This is a genomic window from Nonomuraea sp. B208 (assembly GCF_057536035.1).
This window is the reverse complement of the sequence record NZ_BAAJOU010000021.1, coordinates 466,853-485,299: the sequence shown is the minus strand read 5'-3', so window position 1 is coordinate 485,299 and position 18,447 is coordinate 466,853. Positions and strand designations below refer to the sequence as shown.

Annotated in this window: 15 protein-coding genes; 8 read left to right on the top strand and 7 right to left on the bottom strand. The window is 73.5% G+C overall.

The features are described from left to right. The first annotated feature begins 6 nt into the window (after nt 1-6). A complete protein-coding gene (locus tag AC27IY_RS19205) occupies nt 7-960 on the top strand; it encodes an NAD-dependent epimerase/dehydratase family protein (RefSeq protein WP_487178739.1) in 954 nt (317 codons plus the stop codon). A gap of 4 nt (nt 961-964) precedes the next feature. Here the strand turns inward: AC27IY_RS19205 and AC27IY_RS19200 are convergent, their stop codons facing one another. Genes AC27IY_RS19200 through AC27IY_RS19180 form a run of 5 tightly spaced genes read right to left on the bottom strand, consistent with a single transcriptional unit; the run spans nt 965 to nt 5,598 of the window. Continuing rightward, the gene (locus AC27IY_RS19200) at nt 965-2,233 is read right to left on the bottom strand and encodes an ABC transporter substrate-binding protein (protein ID WP_423451844.1); all 1,269 of its coding nucleotides are present in this window, start codon (nt 2,231-2,233) and stop codon (nt 965-967) included. Nucleotides 2,234-2,238: 5 nt separating this feature from the next. After that, on the bottom strand, nt 2,239-3,246 hold the full coding sequence (locus AC27IY_RS19195) for a branched-chain amino acid ABC transporter permease (RefSeq protein WP_423451845.1): 1,008 nt from the start codon (nt 3,244-3,246) through the stop codon (nt 2,239-2,241). Further along, a complete protein-coding gene (locus AC27IY_RS19190; RefSeq protein WP_449949899.1) occupies nt 3,243-4,124 on the bottom strand; it encodes a branched-chain amino acid ABC transporter permease in 882 nt (293 codons plus the stop codon). The genes AC27IY_RS19195 and AC27IY_RS19190 overlap by 4 nt, the downstream gene beginning before the upstream one ends. A gap of 2 nt (nt 4,125-4,126) precedes the next feature. Next, nucleotides 4,127-4,843, bottom strand: a complete 717-nt coding sequence (locus AC27IY_RS19185; RefSeq protein ID WP_423477350.1) for an ABC transporter ATP-binding protein — start codon at nt 4,841-4,843, stop codon at nt 4,127-4,129. Beyond that, nucleotides 4,840-5,598 carry an ABC transporter ATP-binding protein gene (locus AC27IY_RS19180; protein WP_423477351.1) on the bottom strand — a complete coding sequence of 253 codons (759 nt, stop codon included), beginning with the start codon at nt 5,596-5,598 and terminating at the stop codon, nt 4,840-4,842. The genes AC27IY_RS19185 and AC27IY_RS19180 overlap by 4 nt, the downstream gene beginning before the upstream one ends. Before the next feature lie 179 nt (nt 5,599-5,777). Between AC27IY_RS19180 and AC27IY_RS19175 the strand changes: the two genes are divergently transcribed. From AC27IY_RS19175 to AC27IY_RS19160, 4 genes are all read left to right on the top strand, one after another. Next, on the top strand, nt 5,778-7,154 hold the full coding sequence (locus tag AC27IY_RS19175; protein ID WP_423477352.1) for a PucR family transcriptional regulator: 1,377 nt from the start codon (nt 5,778-5,780) through the stop codon (nt 7,152-7,154). Next, a complete protein-coding gene (locus AC27IY_RS19170) occupies nt 7,141-8,643 on the top strand; it encodes a long-chain-fatty-acid--CoA ligase (protein ID WP_423477353.1) in 1,503 nt (500 codons plus the stop codon). The genes AC27IY_RS19175 and AC27IY_RS19170 overlap by 14 nt, the downstream gene beginning before the upstream one ends. A 41-nt stretch (nt 8,644-8,684) precedes the next feature. Next, the gene (locus tag AC27IY_RS19165; protein WP_487178738.1) at nt 8,685-9,326 is read left to right on the top strand and encodes a response regulator; all 642 of its coding nucleotides are present in this window, start codon (nt 8,685-8,687) and stop codon (nt 9,324-9,326) included. An 84-nt stretch (nt 9,327-9,410) separates the two neighbouring features. Further along, nucleotides 9,411-9,830: a pyridoxamine 5'-phosphate oxidase family protein gene (locus AC27IY_RS19160; RefSeq protein ID WP_487178737.1), complete on the top strand. Its 420-nt coding sequence runs from the start codon at nt 9,411-9,413 to the stop codon at nt 9,828-9,830. Here the strand turns inward: AC27IY_RS19160 and AC27IY_RS19155 are convergent. Beyond that, on the bottom strand, nt 9,808-11,496 hold the full coding sequence (locus AC27IY_RS19155; protein ID WP_487178736.1) for a GAF domain-containing sensor histidine kinase: 1,689 nt from the start codon (nt 11,494-11,496) through the stop codon (nt 9,808-9,810). The two genes, AC27IY_RS19160 and AC27IY_RS19155, sit on opposite strands and share 23 nt — an antisense overlap. 201 nt (nt 11,497-11,697) lie before the next feature. On the opposite strand from AC27IY_RS19155, the gene AC27IY_RS19150 reads away from it, so the two are divergent. Then, complete coding sequence (locus AC27IY_RS19150; RefSeq protein ID WP_487178735.1) at nt 11,698-13,263, top strand: cellulase family glycosylhydrolase; 1,566 nt, start codon at nt 11,698-11,700, stop codon at nt 13,261-13,263. Nucleotides 13,264-13,267: 4 nt separating this feature from the next. Here AC27IY_RS19150 and AC27IY_RS19145 read toward each other — a convergent pair whose 3' ends face one another. Further along, on the bottom strand, nt 13,268-15,637 hold the full coding sequence (locus AC27IY_RS19145) for a M28 family peptidase (RefSeq protein WP_487178734.1): 2,370 nt from the start codon (nt 15,635-15,637) through the stop codon (nt 13,268-13,270). A 170-nt stretch (nt 15,638-15,807) separates the two neighbouring features. On the opposite strand from AC27IY_RS19145, the gene AC27IY_RS19140 reads away from it, so the two are divergent. Together AC27IY_RS19140 and AC27IY_RS19135 are read left to right on the top strand one after the other, a co-directional pair. Then, complete coding sequence (locus AC27IY_RS19140) at nt 15,808-17,241, top strand: AAA family ATPase (RefSeq protein ID WP_487178733.1); 1,434 nt, start codon at nt 15,808-15,810, stop codon at nt 17,239-17,241. After that, nucleotides 17,235-18,428, top strand: a complete 1,194-nt coding sequence (locus AC27IY_RS19135; RefSeq protein ID WP_487178732.1) for a tetratricopeptide repeat protein — start codon at nt 17,235-17,237, stop codon at nt 18,426-18,428. Before AC27IY_RS19140 ends, AC27IY_RS19135 begins: the two co-directional genes overlap by 7 nt. Nucleotides 18,429-18,447: the final 19 nt, after the last annotated feature.

The following is an 18,447-nucleotide window of genomic DNA, read 5'->3' as shown; positions in this document are numbered from 1 at the left end:
GCGTCCATGCGAGTAGTCGTGATCGGCGCGAGTGGCCACATCGGCACCTATCTCATCCCCAGGCTGGTGGACGCCGGCCACGACGTCGTGGCGGTGAGCAGGGGCAAGCGGGAGCCCTACACCCCGCACGGCGCCTGGCGGCGGGTCACCGCCGTCTCGGCGGACCGGGAGGCGGAGGACGCGGCCGGCACGTTCGGGCGGCGGATCGCCGACCTGGAGGGCGACGCGGTCATCGACCTCATCTGCTTCGAGGAGGCGAGCGCCCGCCACCTGGCCGAGGCGCTGACCGGGCGGGTCCGGCACTTCCTGCACTGCGGGACGATCTGGACGCACGGCCCGAGCGCGCGGGTGCCGACGACCGAGGACCGGCCGAAGCGGCCGCTCGGCGAGTACGGCAGGCGCAAGGCCGCGATCGAGGCGTACCTGCTGGAGCGGGCGCACCGCGACGGGTTCCCCGCGACGGTCATCCACCCGGGCCACATCACCGGGCCCGGATGGGTGCCGGTCAACCCGGCGGGCAACGTCAACCCTGCCGTCTTCCAGACCCTGGCCGACGGGGAGGAGCTGGCGCTGCCGAACTTCGGCATGGAGACCGTGCAGCACGTGCACGCCGACGACGTGGCCAGGCTGTTCATGGACGCGCTGGCCACGCCGTCGGCGTCGGTCGGCGAGAGCTTCCACTCGGTGGCGGCGGGCGCGCTCACGCTGCGCGGCTACGCCGAGGCGGTGGCCGGGTGGTTCGGGCGGGAGGCGCGGCTGACGTACCTGCCGTGGGAGCGGTGGCGGGCCACGGTGTCCGAGGAGGACGCGGCGGTCACCTACGACCACATCATGTACAGCCCGCACTGCAGCATGGCCAAGGCGGAGCGGCTGCTCGGCCACCGGCCCCGCTACGAGGCGCTGGAGGCGATCGAGGAGGCCGTCGGCCGGCTGGTGGAGACGGGCGCCGTCGCCGTCTGAGGCGTCAGCCGGTCAGCGGCCCGAACTCCTTGCGCGTGTCGATGACCTGCCCGAACAGCTCCCACCGCTGCCCCTTGAACGTCATCAGCTGCATCGACTCGATCGGGAACGCGTCCCCCTGCCCGGTGCTGAGCGTCACGCCGGGCAGCAGCATGTCGATCTTGACGTCCCGCAGGTTGCGCACCGAGTCGCGCAGCCCTTCCCTGGTCGGGCACGTGGCCGCGTCCATCGCCTTGTGGAAGCTGCTGGCGACGGCCCAGCCGAAGGTCAGGTACGGGATGTTCGGGTCGGCCCCGGGGGCGTACTGCTTGACCTTCTGCTTGTAGAGCGTCATCTCCGCGTCGGTCGCCCAGGTCGGGTCGTTCGGGTCCTTGTAGTACGAGCTGGACACGACGCCCTGCACGTTGTCGAAGCCGACCGGCTTGAGCACGGTGATCGAGGCGGCGACGTTGTTGATGATGTGCAGCGGGTTCCAGCCGGTGTTCCTGACGTCGGCGGCCAGCGCCTGCGAGCCGAACTTCGGCGTGGTGACGTCGAGGAAGACGTCGGCCTTCGAGCCGGCCAGGTTGCGCATCTGGGGGTCGATGCTGGGATCGGTGACCTCGTAGCTCTGCTCGGCGACGATCGTGAGCCGAGTGCCCTCGATGGCCTTCTTGAAGCCGCCGAGCAGGTCCTTGCCGAAGTCGTCGTTCTGGTAGAGCACGGCGATCTTGGCCGACGGCTTCTCGGCCTTCAGGTACTGCGCGTAGACGCGGGCCTCGGAGACGTAGTTCGGCTGCCAGCCGATGGTCCACGGGTGCGCGGCGTCGGTGCCCCACTTGGACGCGCCGGTCGCGACGAAGACCTGGGGCACCTTGCGCTGGTTGGTGTAGTCCCAGGTGGCGGTGGTGGAGGGGGTGCCGAGCGTCTGGAACAGGGCGAAGACCTGGTCCTGCTCCACCAGTCTGCGGGCCTCCTCGACGGCCTTCGGCGGCTGGTAGCCGTCGTCGCGGACGATGAACTCGACCTTCCGCCCGCCGATGCCGCCCTTCTCGGCGTTGACGTAGTCGAAGTACGCCTTGATGCCCTTGGGGATGTCCCCGTAGGCGGAGGCCGGGCCGGACAGCGGGTAGATGCCGCCCAGCTTGATGCTCTTGTCGGTGATGCCGGTCGTCTGCTGGCCCTGGCACCGGCCGGACGCGGCCGTCCCGGCGTCGCCGCCGCTCTCGCGCCCCCCGCAGGCGCCGACGGCGACCAGGAGCAGCGCCGCGCAGCCGATCGCAGATACACGCATCCCTCTTACTCCTTCCGGGGGATTTTCCTGATCAGGCGGCCGGCCAGCCCGGCGAGGCCCGTGGGAGCCACGTACATCACCGCGATGATCAGCAGGCCGAAGATGACGCCCGGCGCGGCCTCGTTGAGGTCCTGCGCGATGCTGGGGACGAACATCACGAACAGCGCGCCGAGCACCGGCCCGGCCGTCGAGCCGAGCCCGCCGACGACCAGGCCGGCGAGCAAAGTGATCGACAGGTTGACGGTGAACGAGTCAGGCGAGACGAACCCGATCACCCACGTGTAGACGCAGCCGGCCACGCCGGCGAACATCGCGCTCCACGCGAAGGCCAGCGTCTTGTACGCCGACAGCCGCACCCCCATGACCTCGGCCGCGCCCTCGTCGTCGCGCAGCGCGTGCAGCGCCCGCCCCACCCGCGACCGCAGCAGGCTGCCCACCAGCGCGAACGAGGCCACGGCGACCGCGAGGGCGAGGAAGTACAGCCACTGGTCCTCGGCGAGGCCGCTCCAGGCCGGCGGGCCCGGCTTGGGCAGCGTCAGCCCCATCGAGCCGCCGGTGACGTGCTCGAACCGCTTGAGCAGCGGCACCAGGAAGATCGCGATGGCCAGGGTGACGAGCGCCAGGTAGAGCCCGCGCAGCCGGACCGCGGGCACCCCGAACGCCAGCCCCAGCAGGAACGCCACGACCGCCGCGGCCGGCAGCGTCAGCGGGTACGGCAGGCCGGGCCCGTGCGTCAGGACCGCCGCCGTGTACGCGCCCACGGCGAAGAACGCCCCGTGCCCGAGCGAGATCTGCCCGGCGTGCCCGACGAGCAGGTTCAGCCCGAGCAGCGCGACCGCGTACACCAGGACCATCGTGAGCTGGAAGACGTGGAAGGGGACGAGCTGGAACGGCGCGTAGAGCGCGGCGGCCAGCAGCGCTGCCACCGCCGCCCGGCGCCGCACGACGGGGGTCCAAGGGAGGGGGCGGCGCGCGGGCCGCGTGTCCACGCCGGCGTCCTCGACCTGGGTCATGCGCGTTCCACCACCGCTCGGCCGAACAGCCCGCGTGGCCGTACCAGGAGGACGCCGAGGATGATCGCCAGGGGCACCCCGATCTTGAGGTCGGAGCCGATGGCGGGCACGTACGCGCCGGCCAGCGTCTCCGCCACTCCGACGATCACGCCGCCGGCCACCGCGCCGGCCGGGCTGTCGAACCCGCCGAGCGTGGCCGCCGCGAAGGCGTAGATGAGGACGCCGCCCATCATGTTGGGCTCCAAGAACAGCAGCGGAGCGACCAGCACGCCCGACACCGCGCCGACCGTGGCGGCGAGTCCCCAGCCGAGCGCGAGCGTACGGCCCACGCGGATGCCGACCAGGCGGGCCGAGTCGGGGTTCGCGGCCACGGCCCGCATGCCGAGGCCGATCTTGGTGTGCTGGAAGAGCAGGTACAGCAGGCCCATGACCAGCGCCACGACGCCGAGCACGCCCAGCGTCGAGAAGCCGACGCTCACCCCGCCGACCTCCAGCGCGCCGCGCGGGAACGGGTTCGGGAAGTCCTTGATGAGGAACGTCCAGATCCAGCCGGCGGCGGCGTTGACGAAGATGAACAGCCCGACGGTGACGATCACCAGGGTCAGCTCGGGCGCGCCCTCGACCGGCCTGATCACGATCCGCTCGATGAGCATCCCGCCCGCGAACGACACCGCCAGCGTGAGCGCCAGCGCCGCCCAGAACGGCAGCCCCGCCGCCATGGCCTGCCAGGCGACATAGGCGGAGAACATGGCCAGCTCGCCCTGGGCGAAGTTGACGATCCCGGTGAACTGGTAGATCAGCACCAGGGCGAGCGCCAGGCTGGCGTAGACCGCGCCCGCCCCGAGCCCTTCCACGACCTGCTGCAGGAACCCGGCCACGGCTACACCCGGTATCCGAGGTAGGACTGGGCGACCTGCTCGTCCGCCCTGATCCGCTCGGCCGTGCCGGACAGCACGATGCGCCCGGTCTCCAGGACGTGCGCCTGCCGGGCGACGCCGAGCGCGAGGTGGGCGTTCTGCTCCACGACGACCACGGTGGTCCGCTCCTCTTGGTTGATGGCCTGGACGATGCGGAACAGCTCCCGGGTGACCAGCGGCGCGAGGCCCAGCGACGGCTCGTCGAGCAGGAGCACCTTGGGCCGCAGCATGAGCGCCCTGCCGAGCGCGAGCATCTGCTGCTCGCCGCCGCTGAGGCTGCCCGCGACCTGTCCGAGCCGGTCGCGCAGCGGCGGGAAATAGGAGCAGACGCGGTCGAGGTCGTCCTCCACAGCGCGTCCGCCGCGCCGGACGAACGCGCCGAGCCGCAGGTTCTCCTCGACCGTCAGCGGCATGAACGTGCCGCGCCCCTCGGGCACGTGCGCCACGCCCAGCCGGGCCACCGCGTCGGGCGGGCGGCCGGTCAGCGTGGTCCCGCCGAGCCTGACCACGCCCCGCGCCCTGACCATGCCGGACAGGGCGCGCAGCAGCGTGGTCTTGCCCGCGCCGTTGGGGCCGAGGATCGCGCAGATCTCGCCCTCGGCCACGCTGAGGTCCACGCCGTGCAGCACGCGCGCCTCGCCGTAGCCGGCGACCAGGCCCTCCACCACCAGGAAGCTCATACGGCCGTCCCCAGGTACGCCTCGATGACGCCGGGATCGCGCTGCACCTCGGCCGGCGACCCCTCGGCGATCTTGCGGCCGAAGTCCAGGCAGACGATCCGGCGGCAGACGCTCATCACGAAGCCCATGTGGTGCTCGACCACGACCACGGTGAGGTCGTAGGCGTCCTTGAGCTCGCGGAGGGTGCCGGCGAACTCGGCCACCTCGGCCGCGTTCAGCCCGTTGACCGGCTCGTCGAGGAGCAGCAACCGGGGGCGGGCGACCAGCGCGCGGGCCAGCTCGACCCGTTTGAGCGTGCCGAACGGCAGCCCGCTCGCCGGATGCTCGGCCACCCCGGTCAGGCCGAGCCGGTCGAGGACGGCGTCGGCGTCGCGGCGCAGCTCGCGCTCCTCGCGCCGCACGCCGGGCAGCCGGATCCCGGCCGTCAGGAAACCGGCGCGGCCCCGGTGGTGCGCGCCGGCCAGCACGTTGTCGCGGACGGACATGCGCGGGAACAGGCCGAGGTTCTGGAAGGTCCTGGCGATGCCGAGCCGCACGATCGCGTGCGGGGCCGCCGCCCGCAGGTCCGTGCCCTCGTAGGCGATGACGCCCGAGTCGGCCTCGTAGCGGCGGGTCAGGCAGTTGAACAGCGTGGTCTTGCCGGCGCCGTTGGGCCCGATGAGCCCCACCATCTCGCCGCGCGCCACCGCGAAGCTCACGCCGTGCAGCGCGGTGATGCCGCCGAAGCGGACGGTGAGATCGCGCACCTCCAGCATCCGGCCTCCTGGAGAACATTGTTCTGACGCGTGGGCTCAGCGTAGGATCCGCTCGTCAGAGGCCGCATTGGGCACGGTGACCCAAGATGTCCGCGGCATGTTGTCCGCGGAGCACAGCGACGGTCTCATCCCGGTCACGACCCGTTGACCGCCCGGCCATGGGCATGGATCATCCCGGCATGTCCGGTCGTTTCAGCACGGAAACGCTCACTGGCACCGAGGCCGTCCGCGCGCAGCGCGCGCGGATCCTCGCCGAGCTGCTGGACAACGTCCACGACCTGGCCGACGCCGGAGGGGCGGCGATCCGGGCCGAGGTGCCCACGTACGCGGCGCAGGGCGTCGACTTCCACGCCGACGTACGCGACCAGGTCCTGCGGCACTACCGCGCCAAGCTCGCGGTGCTGCTGGAGGAGCGGCCCGTGACGGCGGCCGACATCGCCTTCGTCCGGCGGGCCGCGATGCGCCGCGCCCGCGCCGGGGTGCCGCTCGCCGACTACATCAACGCCTACCGGGTCGGCCAGCGCGTCTTCTGGGAGTCGCTGGTCGAGCGGGCCGGCCCGACGCCCGCCGGGCGGGAGGCGGCGCTGTCGCTGGCGGTCGCCCAGATGCGCTACTGCGACTTCGCGAGCACGCAGGCCGCGTACGCCTACATGGAGTTCCAGCAGTACGCCGCCGCCGAGTCCGTACGGGAGAGCCGCGGCCTGCTGGAGACCCTGCTGGCCGGCGGCACGCCCACCCGCGGCAGGGAGCTGGCCGCCGCGCAGGCGCACGGCCTCGCGCCGGACGCCCGCACGCCGCTGCTGGTCGTGGTCGCCATGCTGGTCGAGGCCCCCGCCACGGAGGCCGCCGGGCTCAACAGGGACGCCGAGGCCAGGCACGCGGCCTGCGCCGCCCTGGCGAGGACCGGCGGCAACGGGGCCCGCACGCTGTCGGTCGTGCGCCAGTCGGAGATCGTGGCGGTGCCCGTGCTCGGGCCCGGCGCGGAGGCCGGGGAGCTGTGCGACCGGCTGCAGGCCGTGGTCGGGAGCCTCGCCGGCGAGGGCATCAGGCTCGCCCTGGGGATCAGCACGCCGGTGGCCGGGCCTGCGCAGATCCCGCAGGCGTACCAGGAGGCGCGGGCGGTGCTGGACTTCGTGCCCGAGGAGGGCGGGGTCGCGGCGCTGCCCAGGATCACCCCGTTCCAGTATTTGGCGCTGCGGGCCGACGACACCGCCCGCCACCTGGTGGACCCGCGCATCACGGCGCTGCTGGAGGAGGACCGGGCGCGTGGCGGCGTGCTGACCGCGACGATCCGGGCGTTCGCGGCGGCCGACCTCAACCTGCGCACCGCCGCCGAACGCCTCCAGATCCACCCCAACACCGCGCAGTACCGGATGCGCCGCATCCAGGAGCGGACCGGGCGCAGCCTGCGCTCCATCAACGACCTCGTCGAGCTGCTCGTCGCGATCGCGCTGCAGGACGCGGTCCCCACCAACGACGGCCGGGAAAGACTGGCCGCCGTGACCGATGAGGGGCGGCGGCGCGCCGGCGTACGGTCCTCCCATGAACCTCGCTGACCGGCTCCACCACGCCGCCGCGCGGCTCGGCGGCCGAGCGGTTCTCACGCTGGACGGGGCGGCGCTGACCTACGGCGCGCTGGACGAGCTGAGCGCCCGCCTGGCCGGGCTGCTGCGCCGCCGCGGGATCGGCCGCGGCGACCGGGTCGCCGTCATGCTGCCCAACGTGCCCGAGTTCGGCGTCGTCTACTACGGGGTGCTGCGGGCCGGGGCCGTGGCGGTCCCCCTGGACCCGCTGCTGAAACGCCGCGAGATCGCCGCCTACCTGGGCGACTGCGGGGCGCGGCTGCTGCTCGCCTGGCACGCCTTCGCCGAGACCGCCGAGGCCGGGACGGCGGGCACCGCCGCCGACTGCTTCTTCGTGGTGCCCGGCGAGCTGCCCCGGCTGCTGCGGGCCGTGCCCCCCGAACGCGAGCCGGCCCGCACCCGCGCCGACGACACCGCCGTGCTCCACTACACCTCCGGCACCACCGGCCGGCCCAAGGGCGTCGAGCTCACCCACGCCAACCTGGCCGGCAACGCCGAGGCCGTGGCCCGCATGCACGCGCTCGGCGTGGACGACGTGGTGCTCGGCGCGCTGCCGCTCTACCACACCTACGGCCAGACCTGCTCGCTCAACGCCACCGTGCACGCGGGCGCGCGGCTGACGCTGCTGCCCCGCTTCGAGGCGGGCCGGGCGCTGGAGGTCATCAGGCGCGACGGGGTGACGGTGTTCCAGGGCGTGCCGACCATGTTCATCGCGCTGCTCGACCATCCCGGCGTGTCCGACCTGTCGATGCTGCGGGTGTGCACCTCGGGCGGGGCGGCGCTGCCGCTCGACGTGCTGCGCGCGTACGAGGCCCGCGTCGGCTGCCGCATCGTCGAGGGCTACGGGCTGAGCGAGACCTCGCCCGTCGCCGCCGCGAACCGGGGCGGTCCCGGCCGCCGCCCCGGCTCGATCGGCCGCCCGATCAGGGACGTGGAGATGAAGGTGGTCGGCGAGGACGGCCGCGAGCTGCCCCGGGGCGAGATCGGCGAGATCGTGGTACGCGGCCCCAACGTCATGAAGGGCTACTGGAACGACCCGGCGGCCACCGCCGAGGCGCTGCGCGACGGCTGGTTCCACACCGGCGACCTCGGCCGGGTGGACGACGACGGCTTCTTCTTCCTGGTGGGCCGCCGCCGCGACATCATCATCCGCGGCGGCTACACCGTCTACCCGCGCGAGGTCGAGGAGGTGCTGTACGAGCACCCGGCGGTGCGGCAGGCGGCCGTGCTCGGCGTGCCGCACCCGGAGCTGGGCGAGGAGGTCGCGGCCGTGGTCGCGGTGCGGGCGCCGGTGAGCGGGGAGGAGCTGCGCGGGTTCGTCCGCGAGCGGGTGGCGGCGTACAAGTATCCCCGGCACATCACGTTCGTGGCCGAGCTGCCGACCAGCCCCACCGGCAAGATACTCAAGCGGGAGCTGGGCCAGCTCACGGCGGTGACCCCCGGCTCCCGATCCGGGACCTAGGTCCCTACCTGACAGGGCCGGTCGGCGGCTAGCGTGGAGTCATGATTCACGTGTTCCTTGTCGACGATCACGAAGTCGTGCGCAGGGGCGTGGCGGCCCTGCTCGACTCCGAGGACGACATCGAGGTCATCGGCGAGGCCGGCACCGCCGAGTCCGCGATCGCGCGCATCCCCGCGCTCAAGCCGGACGTCGCGGTGCTCGACGTCCGGCTGCCCGACGGCAACGGCGTCGACGTGTGCCGCGAGGTGCGCTCGCGGGTGCCGGGGCTCGCGTGCCTGATGCTGACGTCGTTCGCCGACGACGACGCGCTGTTCGACGCCGTGATGGCCGGCGCCTCCGGCTACGTGCTCAAGCAGATCCACGGCTCCGACCTGGTCGGCGCGGTGCGGACGGTCGCCTCCGGGCAGTCGCTGCTCGACCCGCAGACCACGGCGGCCATGCTGCAGCGGCTGCGCGAGCAGGCGGCCAGGAAGGACCCGCTCGCGGGGCTGTCGGAGCAGGAGCGGCACATCCTCGACCTCATCGGCGAGGGGCTGACCAACCGGCAGATCGGCGAGCGGCTGTTCCTGGCCGAGAAGACGGTCAAGAACTACGTCTCCAACCTGCTGTCCAAGCTCAACATGCAACGGCGCACCCAGGCCGCCGCCCTGTCCGCCCGGTTGCGCACCGAACGCCGCCCGTAACCGGGTCGGTCCTGGCGGAACGGCGGGCATGAAGGGACTTTCGTCCCTAAGCGTCCGCCCCGTCCGGCGGCGATGCTGGCAGGCATGCGACTCGATTCGTCCGGACTCCAGGTGCTCACCGACGAGGAGTGCCTGCGCCTGCTCGCCTCGACGCCCATCGGGCGGATCGTCTTCACCGACCGGGCGCTGCCCGCGGTGCAGCCGGTCGCGTTCTGCCTCGACGGCGACGGCATCGTCATCCGCACCGGCGTCGGCTCCAAGCTGGCGGCGGCCACCCGGCGGGCGGTGGTCGCGTTCGAGGTGGACGACTACGACCCCGTGCTGCGTACGGGCTGGTCGGTGAGCGTCGTCGGGCACGCCGACGCGATCACCGACCCCGCCGAGACGGCCCGCCTGGCCGCGCTGCCGCTCGACCCGTGGGTGCCGGGCAGGCTCGACCACTACGTCCGGGTCAGCCTGGAGCAGATCAGCGGACGCCGGATCACAAGGGCACAGTCCAACTGATCGCGGTCCCGCCCTGCTCTCCCGGTCCGGCCGTGAACGACCCCCCGAGCCGCGTCGCCCGTTCCTCCAGGTTGCGCAGGCCGCTGCGCCGCCCGCCGGACGGCAGCCCCACGCCGTTGTCGCGGACCGACAGCGCGAGCAGGTCGCCCGTCACCTCCACCGCCACGTCGGCCCTGGTCGCCTTCGCGTGCCGGACCACGTTGGACAGCGCCTCGCGCAGGACGGCGAGCAGCTGCTCGGCGAGGTCGTCGGAGATCCTGGCGTCGAGCTGGCCCTCCATGCGCAGCCCCGGCATGAAGCCGAGGTGACCCCGCGCGCCCTCCACCAGCTCCACGATCTGGCCGCGCAGGCTCGGGACCGCGCTCTCCCTGACGTTCTGGAGGGCGAAGATGGTCGAGCGGATCTGCCGGATGGTCTCGTCCAGCTCGTCGATCGCGTGCTGGAGCCGGCCGGACGCCTCGGGGTGCTCGACCAGCCGGACCGTGCTCATCAGCGTCATGGCCGTGGCGAACAGCCGCTGGATGACCACGTCGTGCAGGTCCTTCGCGATGCGGTCGCGGTCTTCGAGCAGGCTCAGCCGCTCGGCGTCGCGGCGGGTGTCGGCCAGCTCCAGCGCGATCGCCGCCTGCCCGCCGAACGCCTCCAGCGCCCGCACGTCGCCCGCGCTGAACGGCATGCGGCCGACGCACTTGGCGAGGGCCAGCACGCCGCGTACGGAGTCGCCCGCGCCGAGCGGCAGCAGCAGCTCGGGGCCGTAGCCGAGCTCGCGCAGCCGGGAGTCGGCGTCGAGCGGGTCGGGCGAGTGGAGCGGCCGCCCCTCGCGGAAGACCTCGCCGGCGGCCGTCCCGTCGAGCGCGTAGGACATCTCGGTCAGCTCATCCTCGGCCGTGCCCTCGGCGAACTCGACCAGCAGCCGCTCGCCCGCCGGGTCGGGCAGCAGGATCCTGGCCAGGTCGGCGTCGGTCATCTGCCGGGCCCGCGCCGCCACCATGGTCAGCACCTCGCGGGTGCCGCCGCCGGACAGCAGCCGGGTGGTCACCTCGGTGGACGCCTCCAGCCACGCCTCGCGGCGGCGCGACTCCTCGTAGAGCCGGGCGTTCTCGACGGCGACGCCGGCGGCCGTGGCCAGCGCGATCACGATGGCCTCGTCCTCCTCGTCGAACTCGCCGCCGCCGCGCTTCTCCGTCAGGTAGAGGTTGCCGAACACCTCGTCCCGGACCCGGATGGGCACGCCGAGGAAGGTGCCCATCGGCGGGTGGCCGGGCGGGAAGCCGTAGGACTCGGGGTGGTCGGAGATCCGGCCCAGCCGCAGCGGCCGGGCGTCCTTGATCAGCAGGCCGAGCAGGCCCAGCCCGTGGGGCCAGTGCTCGATGGCCGCGATCTCCTCGTCGCTCAGCCCCACCGGGATGAACTGCACGAGGGTCTGTTCCTGCCCGACCACGCCGAGCGCGCCGAAGCTGGCGTCCACCAGCTTGGTCGCGGTCTCCACGATGGTGCGCAGCACGGTCTCCAGATCGAGGTCGCTGCCCACGGACACGACCGCCTCCAGCAGGGCGTGCACGCGGTCGCGGGTGGCAAGCACGGCGTTGAGCCGTACTTGGAGCTCCGACAGCAGCTCGTCGAGCCGCATGTTCGGCATCAGGGGGCGATGCTCGTCATCCACCATGCGTTCAGTCTCGCACCCTGCGGGGCCGGTCGACCTCGCAGGTAGGGATGATCACTCCGGCCGGTGACCCCGTCGCCGCAGAGGTGAAAGTTTCACGCGTCCGCGCAGGTCAAGGTGGGTGTCGCGGGCACGCGCATTGACGGTCGGCGAGGACGGTGGCGAGCATGACGGCCGCGTTCCCCTCCTCGAAAGGGCACCCCCATGCACTTGTCCAAGGTGGCGACGTCCGCCCTGGCCGCGCTCGTGGCGGGCGCGGCGGTGACGGTCGCGCTGACCACGGCCGCTCCCGCCGGAGCGGCCGCCGGCACCGGCACCGGCTACCTCCGCACCAGCGGCAACAAGATCGTCGACAGTACGGGCGCGACCGTGCGCCTGACCGGCATCAACTGGTTCGGGATGGAGACCGACAACAAGACCTTCCACGGCCTGTGGTCGAGCAATCCGTGGAAGAGCCAGATCGACCTGATGGCCCGGCTCGGCTACAACACGCTGCGGGTGCCGTACTCGAACGACGCGCTGAAGCCCGGGGCCGCGGCCACCGGCGTCAACGACTACGTCAACCCCGACCTGGTCGGCCTGTCGCCGATGCAGATCCTGGACAAGGTCGTCGACTACGCGGGCACCAAGGGCATGCGGATCATCCTCGACCGCCACCGCCCGACCTCGGCCGGCCAGTCACCCCTCTGGTATGTCCCCGCCACCCCGGAGACCACCTGGATCAACGACTGGAAGGCCCTCGCCCAGCACTACGCGGGCAACCCGACGGTCATCGGCGCCGACCTGCACAACGAGCCGCACGCGCAGGGCACCAACCCGAACGCCACCGGCGCCTGCTGGGGCTGCGGCGACCAGTCCCGCGACTGGCGGCTCGCCGCCGAGCGGGCGGGGAACGCCGTCCTGTCCGTCAACCCCAACTGGCTGATCTTCGTCGAGGGCGTCAGCTGCCCGAGCGGCGGCGAGCCCAACATCTGGGACGGCGACCCGAGCAACGACGAGGACTGCGGCTGGTGGGGCGGCAACCTGTCCAAGGCCGGCCAGTTCCCGGTGCGGCTGAACGTGGCCAACCGCCTGGTGTACTCCCCCCACGAGTACGCCACCTCGGTCTACCACCAGAGCTGGTTCGACGACCCCGCCTACCCGGCGAACATGCCCGCCATCTGGGACAAGTACTGGGGCTACCTCTACAAGCAGAACATAGCACCGATCATGCTGGGCGAGTTCGGCACCACGCTGGCCTCGAACGTCGACAAGATCTGGCTCCAGGAGCTCATGAAGTACATGGGCACCGGGGTCAACGGGATGTCGTTCACGTACTGGTCGTGGAACCCGAACTCCGGTGACACCGGCGGCATCGTCAACGACGACTGGACCACCATCAACCAGGCCAAGCAGGACATCCTGCAGCCGTACCTGATCCCGCCGGTCGGCGGCCCCACGAGCTCGCCGTCGGGCACGCCGACCGAGGTGCCGCCCGGCCAGTGCACCGTCGCCTACCGGCAGGTGAACTCCTGGCAGGGCGGCTTCCAGGGCGAGGTCACCGTCAAGAACACCGGCTCCTCGCCCATCAACGGCTGGAGCGCCACCTGGACGTACCCGTCGGGCGTCACGCTGGTCAACGGCTGGAACGCGGTCGTCAGCCAGTCCGGCACGACGTGGACGGCGAAGGGGCCCGACTACGCCCGTACGCTCGCGCCCGGCGCGTCCGTGGTGGTCGGCTTCACCGCCAACGGCCCGGCGGGCGCCCCGCAGAACGCCGCCTGCTCCTGACCGGTCAGACAGTGTAGGTACGGGTGACCGCGATCAGCTCGCCGTCCTCCCGGGTGGCCGCCACCAGCTCCGGTGGCCTGGGCGCGAAGCCGGGCACGGCGGCCAGGCCGTCCGTCTCGGCGATCGCGGTGATCCGTACCTTGTCGGCGCCCTGGACGCGCAGGGAGATCCGGGCCCCCGCGTCCGGCAGGCCGCGGAAGCGGACCTCGCCCGGCCAGGTGTTCGCCCGCGTACCGGCGACGCGCACGGTCACCGGAGCCGTCCCGGCGGTGGCCGCCGTCGCCTCGGTGATCGGGCGCTCGATCCTGAGCGTGAGCGAACGGGCGGCCCGGCCCGCGCTCACGCGCAGCTCGACGCGGTCGCCGTCGCGGCGCAGCACGGTCAGGCGGGGCCCGGCGGCCCGGTCCAGGGTGGGGGCGGGGCCGGTCCACAGCGTGGTGCCGCGCGCGTAGCCGGGGGGCAGCGGCGTGCGGTCGCGGCCGGTGACGTACCTCCTGGTCCAGGCCGGCGGCTCCGGGTCGGCGCTGACCCAGCGCGCGGCGCCGGTGCCGGCGTCCATGACGTACGCCAGGTGGGTGCGGGCGGGGTTGCGTGCGTCGAACCGGTCACCGGCCAGACCGGCGGCGACCAGCACGGGAACGAGCAAGGCGACGAGCGCGAGACCGAGAGCGCCCACCGGCGCCCCGGCCAGTCCCCTGGCCCGGACGCCCGCCTCGGGCCGACCCAGCCCCCGAGCCCGTGCGCGGGCGCTCGGTCCGGGCAGGCACAGCTCGGCGACGGGCAGGAGCAGGAGTCCGAGCAGCGCCGTCACCAGCGCCGCCGCGCCGCCGAGCGCCAGCCCCATCCCGTCGAAGACGTTCCTGGCCAGCCCGGACAGCAGCATCGCGGCCGGCACCGCGCCGAGCGTCAGCGCCGCCGCCGCGACGAGCGGCCGACCCACCGAAAGCGCCACGAGACCGCCGACGGCGCAGCCCAGCGCGGGCAGCGCGAACACGAACGACGCCCCAGGCGCGACGGCGGCGCACAGCACGCCGAACGCCGCCGCCCAGGCGAGCCCGCCGACCGCGAGCGCGGCCGGGCCCAGCCGCCGCCGCAGGAGCAGGTACCAGCCGAGCACCACGAGCGCGGTCTGCGCCACCACGGCCGCGCGGAAGGCGTCCGGCCGGTGCAGCAGCCCGCCCATCCCGTCGTACGCGGGCCGCCAGGCCACCAGCAGCTCCCACAACCCTTGGGCCAGCAGCGCGGACACCACGAGCGGCACCAGCCCCGACACCGCCGCCACGACCAGCCGCGGCACGCTGAGCAGCCGCCTGCGCCGGGCCACGGCCGCGAGCCCCGCGACCGCCGCGGCGGCGAGCCCCGCGAGCGGCCACACCAGCGCGTCCGGATAGGTGATCAGGACGCCGAAGAGACGGAAGTAGGTGGCGTCGTGGTCGGTGCGCAACGCGGGCAGGTCGGCCGCGCCGAGCGCGCGGGTCAGCGCCAGCATGGTGGAGCCGTGGTGCTGCAGGCTGCCCGGGTCCAGGTTGGCGAGGGAGTCGCCGGCCGTGTGGTAGTGCGAGGAGCGCTGGATGTAGGCGAAGTTCAGCCCCGCGAAGCCGGCCGCCGTGAGCGGGGTGAAGTCGGTGTTGTTGGGCAGCAGCCGGTACACCGCCGCCATCGTGGAGTCGCCGCGCGGGCGCGGCGCGGCGGCGGCGTACGCCTCCACCAGCCCGGCGCTGCCCCGCGAGGTCTCGAACATCAGCGACGGTCCTGAGACGCCTCTCGCCTCCCAGTTCAGCAGCACGCCCCCGGCCCGGCCGAGCGGGTGCTCCCTGACGAACGCCTCGGCGCCGAGCACGCCGTCCTCCTCGCCGTCGGTCATGAGCAGCACGAGGTCGTTGCGGAGCGGCGCGTCGCCGAGCGCCCGTACGGTCTCCAGCATGGCGGCCACGGCGGCGGCGTCGTCGGAGACCCCGGGGCCCATCGCCGCCGAGTCGTAGTGGGCGGCGACCACGACCGTGCCCGTCGGGTCGTGGCCACGCCGGGTGGCGACGATGTTGTGCACCAGCCCGAACGAGGCGAGCCCGGTGGAGGCGTTCGCGCCCACGGCCCGCTGCACCTCGACATCAAGCCCGGCCGCGCGCAACTGGGCCACCAGGTAGGTCCTGGCCCGCTCGGCCGCCGCGCCGCCGATGGGGCGCGGCTCGGTGGCGAAGCGCTCCAGATGGGTACGGGCCCGCGCGGCGCTGAACTCGCCGGACGCGGCGGAGGCGGGCAGTGGCTGCATCGTGCTGTCGGTCATCGCGGCCAGCAGGACGGCGCACGCCAGCACCAGTGCCGGGCCGAGGCCCGCCACGGTCCGGCGCGGGACGTCGATCAACTTTCCGATCATGTCCAGGGACGCTACGGACTGGGCCCCTGCCGCCGGAATGATGCGGATGCCCGGATCTACCTGTGGTTTTCCTCAGGCTCGCGGGAAGCGGACACGCCGCTCCGATCGACTTCGATAGCCTGCCTAGTCCCGTACAGAAGTGATGTTCTGCGACAGAAGGGACCGGGACTGTGCTCGAAGACGCCGGCCTCCAGGCGCTCCGGGAGGCGGCGCGCCTGTCCCCGGACAACCTCCCGCTTCGGCGGCACCTCGGCGAGCAACTGCTGGCCAAGGGGCACCTCGCCGATGCCGAGACGGAGCTCCGGGCCGCGCTCATGCTCGCTCCCCGGGACCCGGACGTGACGGCTTCGCTGGCGGAGACGTTCGTGCGGCGGGGCGCGTACGGCGAGGCGCTGGCGGCGCTGGAGCCGTTCCTCGCGACGCCCGGCTACCCGCCGCGCCTCGGCGTCGTCGCGGCCCGCGCCCTGCTCGGCGAGGGCGACTTCGGCCGCGCCGCCTACCGCTACTACGACGCCGTCACCCGCGACCCGTCCTCCGCCGACCCGGAGGTCGCCACCGCCCTCGCCCTCCCCGCCGCACCCACCCCGGCCCCGGCCCCTGCACCCCCGCCCGCACCCACCCCCGCAGGACCGCCCGCCTCTTCCTTCCCGGCCCCGCCCGCCCCCTCCCTTGGAGCGGGGGCGGGCGGCGGGTACCCGGCGACAGCCGCAGGGCCGGGGGACGGGCCGGCGGAGGTGGAGCGGGCGCGGACGACGTTCGCCGACGTCGCCGGGATGGATGCCGTCAAGGAGTCCCTGCGCGTCAAGCTCCTCCTCCCCCTCCAGCAGCCCGAGCTCTTCGCCGCCTACGGAAAGCGCGCCGGCGGCGGCGTCCTGCTGTACGGTCCGCCGGGCGCGGGCAAGACCCACCTGGCCAGGGCGGCGGCCGGCGAGCTGGGGGCGGCGTTCATCAGCGTCGGCCTGGCCGACATCCTGGACATGTACATAGGCTCCAGCGAGCGCAACCTGCGCGCCACGTTCGACCTGGCCCGCCGCAACCGCCCGTGCGTGCTGTTCTTCGACGAGGTGGACGCCCTCGCCGCCCGCCGCTCCGACGCCCGCAACACCCACAACCGGCAGATCGTCAACCAGTTCCTCGCCGAGCTGGACGGCGTGGACCAGAACGCCAACGACGGCGTGCTCGTCCTCGCCGCCACGAACGCCCCCTGGTACATCGACGTGGCCTTCCGCCGCCCCGGCCGCTTCGACCAGCTCGTGTTCGTGCCGCCGCCGGACGCGGGCGCCCGCGCCGCCATCCTGCGCATCCTCTGCCGCGACAAGCCGGTGGCGGACCTGGACTTCGACGCGGTGGCGCGGGCCACCGAGCACATGGTGGGCGCGGATCTGAAAGGCGTGGTGGACCGGGCGGTGGAGGTGAAGCTGCACGAGTCGATGCGGGCCGGCCACCCGATCCCGATGACCACCATGGACCTGCTGGCCGCCGCCAAGGCCGCCCGCCCCACCGCCGTACGCGAGTGGATGGCGACGGCCCGCAACTACGTCCTGCACTCCAACGAGTCCGGCGCCTGGGACGACCTGCTGCCCTGGGTCAAGGGCAAATGGTGAAAGTCGGCGAGTCCCTGGAGCGGGCGCGGACGCTGCTGAGGCTGAGCCGCCCCGCCGACGCCGAGCGGGAGCTGCGCGGCGTCCTCGCCGCCGAGCCCGAGCAGGAGACCGCCCACTGCCTGCTGGCCCTCGCCCTCATCGGCCAAGGCAAGGCCGGGGAGGCCGCCGAGGAGGCGCGCGAGGGCGTCAGGCTGGCTCCCGGCCACTGGTTCCCGCACTACGTCGCCGGCCAGGTCCACTACCGCTCGGGCCAGCCCGACGACGCGGTGCGGGCCGGGGAGACGGCGCTCGCGCACGCCCCCGAGCAGGCGGCGGTGTGGGAGCTGCTGGCCCGCGCCCACTCGGCCGCGGGCCGGTGGCGGCAGATGGCGGACGCGGCCCGCGGCGGGCTGGCCGTCGATCCCGAGGACGCGGATCTGGCCTCGCTGCTGTCGATCGCGCACACCTGTCTCGGCGAGGCCGAGCCGGCCCGCACGACGGCCGCGTACGCGCTCCGGATCGACCCCGAGAGCACCACCGCCCACCTGGCGGCCGGCCGGGCGGCGCTAGCCTTCGGCGATCCGAGGGCCGCGGCCGGGCACTTCCGCGAGGTGCTCCACCTCGATCCCGGCTTCGGCCCGGCCAGGGACCTGCTGGCCGAGGCGCTGAAGCAGCGCAACCCGCTGCAGCGCAAGCTGTCGGAGCTGCGGCGCCGGCACCGGGGCGGCCTGCGGCTGCTGCTCCTGCTGCCGGCGGTCCCGCCGCTGATCGCGGTGTTCGTGCTCATCGCCCTGATGCACTGGGTGGCCTGGGTCTTCGAGGCGGCGACGGTGCTGCGGCTGGCTCGCGCGCGGGCGACCCGGCTGCTGTTCGAGGGGGCGGAGGCCCGGGTCGCGGGTCTCTGCTGCGCGCTGCTGGCCGCCGGCGTCGCGACGCTCGCGCTCGGCGTCGCCCTGGGCGCGGAGGCGGTGGGCATGGCGGGCGCTGCGGTCATGGCCCTGGTCACGCCGGTGCAGGAGGCGGCGCACACGGGCGCGCCGAACGGCCGCGCCACCCTGTACGTCTGGACGTTCCTGCTGGCGGCAGCCGCCGTCGTCGCGGCGGCGGCCGGCGTGCCGACGCTCGCGCTGCTCACCGTGTACGCGGCCCTCGGCACGATCTGGCCGGCCGCCTGGGTGCGCCGCGCCACGGCGGCCCCGCCGGCCTGACCCTGGCATGCGCGACAAT

Coding starts and splice junctions, on each gene's coding strand:
- AC27IY_RS19205 (WP_487178739.1), top strand. CDS start 7: ATGCGAGTAGTCGTGATCGGCGCGAGTGGCCACATCGGCACCTATCTC.
- AC27IY_RS19200 (WP_423451844.1), bottom strand. CDS start 2,233: ATGCGTGTATCTGCGATCGGCTGCGCGGCGCTGCTCCTGGTCGCCGTC.
- AC27IY_RS19195 (WP_423451845.1), bottom strand. CDS start 3,246: ATGACCCAGGTCGAGGACGCCGGCGTGGACACGCGGCCCGCGCGCCGC.
- AC27IY_RS19185 (WP_423477350.1), bottom strand. CDS start 4,843: ATGAGCTTCCTGGTGGTGGAGGGCCTGGTCGCCGGCTACGGCGAGGCG.
- AC27IY_RS19180 (WP_423477351.1), bottom strand. CDS start 5,598: ATGCTGGAGGTGCGCGATCTCACCGTCCGCTTCGGCGGCATCACCGCG.
- AC27IY_RS19175 (WP_423477352.1), top strand. CDS start 5,778: ATGTCCGGTCGTTTCAGCACGGAAACGCTCACTGGCACCGAGGCCGTC.
- AC27IY_RS19170 (WP_423477353.1), top strand. CDS start 7,141: ATGAACCTCGCTGACCGGCTCCACCACGCCGCCGCGCGGCTCGGCGGC.
- AC27IY_RS19165 (WP_487178738.1), top strand. CDS start 8,685: ATGATTCACGTGTTCCTTGTCGACGATCACGAAGTCGTGCGCAGGGGC.
- AC27IY_RS19160 (WP_487178737.1), top strand. CDS start 9,411: ATGCGACTCGATTCGTCCGGACTCCAGGTGCTCACCGACGAGGAGTGC.
- AC27IY_RS19155 (WP_487178736.1), bottom strand. CDS start 11,496: ATGGTGGATGACGAGCATCGCCCCCTGATGCCGAACATGCGGCTCGAC.
- AC27IY_RS19150 (WP_487178735.1), top strand. CDS start 11,698: ATGCACTTGTCCAAGGTGGCGACGTCCGCCCTGGCCGCGCTCGTGGCG.
- AC27IY_RS19145 (WP_487178734.1), bottom strand. CDS start 15,637: ATGATCGGAAAGTTGATCGACGTCCCGCGCCGGACCGTGGCGGGCCTC.
- AC27IY_RS19135 (WP_487178732.1), top strand. CDS start 17,235: ATGGTGAAAGTCGGCGAGTCCCTGGAGCGGGCGCGGACGCTGCTGAGG.